This is a genomic window from Pseudomonas sp. (assembly GCF_037994325.1).
Taxonomy (GTDB): Bacteria; Pseudomonadota; Gammaproteobacteria; order Pseudomonadales; family Pseudomonadaceae; genus Aquipseudomonas.
In genome coordinates, this window is sequence record NZ_JBBNAH010000540.1 from 1 (window position 1) to 4,323 (window position 4,323).

At 59.2% G+C, this 4,323-nt stretch carries 6 protein-coding genes; 4 read left to right on the plus strand and 2 right to left on the minus strand.

All coding sequences use genetic code 11. From position 1 onward, the window contains the following. The 4 genes from AAAB16_RS18040 to queF all read left to right on the plus strand — a co-directional run. Nucleotides 1–281 (plus strand): glutathione binding-like protein (locus AAAB16_RS18040; RefSeq protein WP_340664564.1); only part of this gene is annotated, 281 nt, incomplete at its 5' end. A 122-nt stretch (nucleotides 282–403) separates the two neighbouring features. Further along, nucleotides 404–1,336 (plus strand): ABC transporter ATP-binding protein, encoded by a 933-nt coding sequence (locus AAAB16_RS18045; RefSeq protein ID WP_340664565.1) that lies wholly within the window; start codon nucleotides 404–406, stop codon nucleotides 1,334–1,336. After that, nucleotides 1,333–2,127 (plus strand): ABC transporter permease, encoded by a 795-nt coding sequence (locus tag AAAB16_RS18050; protein ID WP_340664566.1) that lies wholly within the window; start codon nucleotides 1,333–1,335, stop codon nucleotides 2,125–2,127. Before AAAB16_RS18045 ends, AAAB16_RS18050 begins: the two co-directional genes overlap by 4 nt. 70 nt (nucleotides 2,128–2,197) lie before the next feature. Continuing rightward, complete coding sequence (gene queF, locus AAAB16_RS18055; protein WP_340664567.1) at nucleotides 2,198–3,028, plus strand: NADPH-dependent 7-cyano-7-deazaguanine reductase QueF; 831 nt, start codon at nucleotides 2,198–2,200, stop codon at nucleotides 3,026–3,028. Nucleotides 3,029–3,079: 51 nt separating this feature from the next. Here queF and AAAB16_RS18060 read toward each other — a convergent pair whose 3' ends face one another. Further along, a complete protein-coding gene (locus tag AAAB16_RS18060) occupies nucleotides 3,080–3,343 on the minus strand; it encodes a DUF4404 family protein (protein WP_110614021.1) in 264 nt (87 codons plus the stop codon). Between the two features lie 132 nt (nucleotides 3,344–3,475). Beyond that, nucleotides 3,476–4,213, minus strand: a complete 738-nt coding sequence (locus tag AAAB16_RS18065; RefSeq protein WP_340664568.1) for an HAD family phosphatase — start codon at nucleotides 4,211–4,213, stop codon at nucleotides 3,476–3,478. Between the last annotated feature and the right edge of the window lie 110 nt (nucleotides 4,214–4,323).

Below are 4,323 nucleotides of genomic sequence, written 5' to 3' on the forward strand. Positions count from 1 at the left end.
GCACGCTGCGTACGCCGCCCGAGCAGCGCAATGAACAGGCGATTGCCGCAGGCATCCAGCGCTGTAGCGAGTTGTTGGCTATGCCGGAGAAGGTCCTGAGTGAGCAGCCGTACCTTTCCGGCGCCACCTTTGGCATGGGCGATATTCCGCTGGGTTGTGCGATTTACGCGTGGTTCGAGATGCCCATTGAGCGCCCTGAGCAACCCAATTTGCTGGCCTGGTATAAGCGCCTGAAAGAGCGCCCAGCGTTTCAAACCGCGGTGATGACGGCGTTGACCTGACCCGAAATAATCAAATGGGAAACTGTTTAGCCTCCTACCGTTCTGACGCTAAACTGCGTCGCCCGCAGTGAGTGGCGGCGTTTTCCCGCTCCAATTCTTTTCTTTTAAGTGTGTATTTCTCTATGAGTTCTGCCCTGTCTATCCGTGGCCTGACCAAGACGTACGGCAACGGCTTTCAAGCGCTACACGGTATTGATCTGGACGTTGCCGAAGGCGATTTCTTCGCCTTACTCGGCCCCAACGGTGCCGGTAAATCCACCACCATTGGCATTCTTTCCACGCTGGTGACCAAGTCCAGCGGCACGGTCAGTGTGTTTGGCCATGACCTCGATCGCGAACCCTCGCAGCTCAAGCGCTGCCTGGGCGTGGTGCCGCAGGAATTCAATTTCAACCAGTTTGAAAAAGTCTTCGATATTGTCACCACCCAAGCCGGTTACTACGGTATTCCGCTGCGCATCGCCAAAGAGCGCGCCGAGCAGTACCTGACTCAACTGGGCCTGTGGGACAAACGCAACTCGGCCTCGCGTGAACTTTCGGGCGGCATGAAGCGCCGTTTGATGATTGCCCGTGCGCTGATTCACCAGCCGCGCTTGCTGATTCTCGACGAGCCCACCGCTGGCGTGGATATCGAACTGCGCCGCTCAATGTGGACGTTTCTGACCGAGCTCAATGAGCAGGGCATCAGCATTATTCTGACCACCCACTACCTGGAAGAAGCCGAACAGCTGTGCCGCAACATCGGCATCATCGACCACGGCCAGATCGTCGAAAACACCAGCATGCGCAAGTTGCTGAGCAAGCTGCATGTGGAAACCTTTCTGCTCGACCTGAAAGACTCGCTGACCCTGCTGCCCACTCTGCCCGGTTACCCGGCGCAGCTGGTGGATGACCACACCTTGTCCGTGCAGGTGGAAAAAAGCTTGGGCATCAGCGAGCTGTTCCGCTTGCTAGCGGCACAGAACATTCAGGTGTTGAGCATGCGCAACAAAACCAATCGCCTGGAGGAGCTGTTTGTTTCCCTGGTGGAAAAAAACCTGGCGAAGGTGGCGGTATGAAGCCCGAGTATCTAAATAGCGAGTTGCAAGCCAACTGGGTGGCGCTAAACACCATCGTCTACCGCGAAGTGCGCCGCTTTATGCGGATTTGGCCGCAAACCCTGCTGCCGCCAGCCATCACCATGGTTTTGTACTTCGTCATCTTCGGCAACCTGATTGGCCGGCAGATCGGCGACATGGGTGGCTTCACCTATATGCAGTACATCGTGCCCGGCTTGATCATGATGTCGGTGATCACCAACGCATACGGCAACGTGGTGTCGAGCTTCTTCGGCAGCAAATTCCAGCGCTCGGTAGAAGAGCTGATGGTGGCGCCGGTGTCGCCGCATACCATTCTGATCGGCTATGTAGTGGGCGGCGTGCTGCGTGGTTTGGCTGTCGGCGTGATCGTGACCTTGCTGTCGTTGTTCTTTACCGATCTGCAGGTGCATCACCTGGGTATTACCGTGCTGGTGGTGCTGCTGACGGCGACGATTTTCTCGCTGTGTGGCTTTATCAACGCCGTGTACGCGCGCAATTTCGATGACATCTCGATCATTCCGACCTTCGTGCTGACGCCGCTGACTTACCTGGGCGGGGTGTTCTACTCGATCAACCTTCTGCCGCCGTTCTGGCAAACCGTGTCGTTGGCCAACCCGGTGCTGCATATGGTCAACGCCTTCCGCTACGGCATTCTGGGGGTGTCGGACATCCGCATCAGCATCGCTATCGGCTTTATGCTGGTGGCCACCACCGTGCTGTATATCGCCTGTGTGCGCCTGCTGGTGAGCGGTCGCGGCATGCGCCAGTAAAGCCAGCTTCGGCTGAAAAAGCCCGGCAAGTTGTATACACTTGCCGCGTTTTTTCAGTCAGGTCGCCGCCATGCACTCCGCCGTCGAACATTCCCCTCTGGGCAAAGCCAGCGAGTACATCGCTACTTACACGCCGTCGCTGCTGTACCCCATTCCCCGCGCGCCGAAATGGGCCGAGTTGGGCCTGACGGCTGAGACCTTGCCGTATCAGGGCGTCGACTTTTGGAACTGCTTTGAGCTGTCCTGGCTGCTGCCCTCGGGCAAGCCAGTGGTGGCGATTGGTGAATTCGCTATTCCCGCCGATTCGCCGAATATCATCGAATCCAAATCCTTCAAGCTGTACCTCAACTCGCTCAACCAAAGCGTCTTTGCCACGGCGGCTGAATTGCAGGCGGTGTTGGTCAACGACCTCAGCGCGGCGGCGGGCAAGCCGGTGGGTGTGCGGGTACGGAGTTTGGCCGAGGTGCAGGAAGAGGGCGTGAGTGCGTTGCCGGGGCTGTGCGTGGACGAGCTGGATGTCGCCATCAGCAACTACGAAAAGCCGCAACCCGAGCTGCTGCGCTGCGATACCAGCCGCGTTGTTGAAGAAAGCCTGCATAGCCATCTGCTGAAGTCCAATTGCCCGGTTACCGGCCAGCCAGACTGGGGCACGGTGGTAGTGCAGTACCGTGGGCCGGCATTGGAGCCGGCTAGCCTGCTGGCTTATTTGGTGAGCTTCCGTCAGCACGCCGACTTTCATGAGCAGTGCGTGGAGCGGATCTTTCTTGATCTGCAACGCTTGCTCCAGCCGGAGAGCCTGACCGTGTACGCGCGTTATGTGCGCCGCGGCGGCTTGGATATCAACCCGTACCGCAGTACTGGGCCGATCAGCCCGGATAATCGCCGCTTAGTGCGTCAATAACGCCCCTACGAAAAAGCCCCGCTGATGCGGGGCTTTTCATTGTTGTGGTACTTAAATCCCCATACTGACCAAGCTCTGCACAATATTGCGCAGGGTGCCGGCAATGGTTGGGTGTTCCACTTCAAAGCGTTCGACGGCGAGGTTTACCCCGTCCACCAAGTTGGTATCGGGGGCGCTGGCTTCGCGTTCCAGTTGCAGTTCAATTTGTTGTGCCAGTGCGGCAAGCTCTTCGCGTTGCTCGGCGGAAACCGGTGGCTGGCTTTCCAGTTGCTCGCGCAGTAAGTCCAGTTGGTGCTGCAATTCGCGGGCAGGCATGGTGTTTCTCCCTCTGTGATAGGCAACAGCATTGACCCTGGGCATACGCCAAAGGTTCGAGTGCCGGTTGCTTGAGGGTAATCCATGGGCCGCGCCTTTGCCTGATCCAAGGCACGGCAACATGTAACACCTTTAGGGTTTTTCGCCTTTCTGGCGGCGATGTACCAAGTCCTCAAGGCTCGGCCCCAAGTCGGCTAATTGATCAATCACCGAATGCACGCCCAGGCGATACAGGCTCAAGGTAGCCTGCGCGCGTAAATGGTCGCGCTCAGCGGCAGGCAGTGCCTGCCAATCCGCCTGCGCTTGGCCACACAGCGGGCCGCAGGCGGCCAGGCCGACGGTCCATAGGCCTGCGTTCAGGCCGGCCTGGAGCAGGCGCGGCTCGCCGCTGATCAATACACAGCCTTCGAGGTTGTCCACCTTCAAGGCCGACAACGACTGCCAGCAGGCATCCGGGGCCGGCCAGGGGCGGGCGGCGCTGGTGTCGGTGCCAGGCAGCCAGGCGGGCAGGGCGCTGGCCAAGCGCTGGCTGGTCGCCGCAGGCAATTCATCCAGCCAGGCGCAGGGCACGCCCTGGCGTTGCAAGGTTTCGAGCACGTGCAGGGCGCCGGGCGTGGTTTCAGTGTGCTCGTTGGCGCAGTCTTGCAGAGCCAGCTGCAGCGCGCTGAGGTCGCTGGTTTCGACCTCGCGACCCAGCACAGCCTCGAGTGCATCGTGGGGCGTGAGGTGCTGATAGCTCTGGTTGGCGGCCTCGGGGTAAAGGCGTTGCAGGGTGACGGGCAGGGTGCGCGCGCCAAAATCCACCAGGCAACCGGAAAGGCCAAAGAGGACGGCGGTAAAGTCGGCGGAGGATGAAGCGAGAGCGGGCATGGGGCGCATCCAAGCGAGGGTTTTAGCCAAACTAGTCAAAGCCGATGACGCTACGATGAATACTTTGTGACAATTGCCGAGAAAGCCGTGCCATAGCGCGGGATTTTCTC

What these genes read in the sequence shown, in the direction of transcription:
- AAAB16_RS18045 (WP_340664565.1), top strand. Translation starts at nt 404, where the DNA reads ATGAGTTCTGCCCTGTCTATCCGTGGCCTGACCAAGACGTACGGCAAC.
- AAAB16_RS18050 (WP_340664566.1), top strand. Translation starts at nt 1,333, where the DNA reads ATGAAGCCCGAGTATCTAAATAGCGAGTTGCAAGCCAACTGGGTGGCG.
- queF (WP_340664567.1), top strand. Translation starts at nt 2,198, where the DNA reads ATGCACTCCGCCGTCGAACATTCCCCTCTGGGCAAAGCCAGCGAGTAC.
- AAAB16_RS18060 (WP_110614021.1), bottom strand. Translation starts at nt 3,343, where the DNA reads ATGCCTGCCCGCGAATTGCAGCACCAACTGGACTTACTGCGCGAGCAA.
- AAAB16_RS18065 (WP_340664568.1), bottom strand. Translation starts at nt 4,213, where the DNA reads ATGCCCGCTCTCGCTTCATCCTCCGCCGACTTTACCGCCGTCCTCTTT.